The 390-nt window shown below is 74.9% G+C and carries 1 protein-coding gene; it reads left to right on the top strand.

The features are described 5' to 3' along the window. Positions 1 to 37 precede the first annotated feature (37 nt). A partial coding sequence (locus AC5RWQ_RS30715) for an IMPACT family protein (RefSeq protein WP_494286085.1) occupies positions 38 to 390 on the top strand: 353 nt, incomplete at its 3' end.

The following is a 390-nucleotide window of genomic DNA, read 5'->3' on the forward strand; positions in this document are numbered from 1 at the left end:
GGTGGTGGATCGGTATCTGACGGTGGCGCGCGCGGGCGTGTACGAAAGTGAGATCAAACGCTCGCGGTTCCGGTGCGCGCTGGCCCCGGCCGCCGGCCAGGAAGCCGCCGAGGAGTTCGTCCGCGCGGTCCGCAGGGAACACCCGACCGCGTCGCACAACTGCTTCGCCTACGTCATCGGCCCCGACGGCCGCCTGCACCGGGCGAGCGACGACGGCGAGCCCGGCGGCACCGCGGGCACCCCCATGCTCCAGGTGCTGCTCGGCCGCCAGGTGCGCGACACCGTGGCCGTCGTGACGCGCTACTACGGCGGCGTCCAACTCGGCGCGGGCGGCCTGGCCCGGGCCTACGGCGGAGCCGTGTCCGCCGCGCTCGACACGGTCGGCACCCT

The sequence above is a fragment of the Micromonospora sp. BS32 genome, assembly GCF_059089345.1.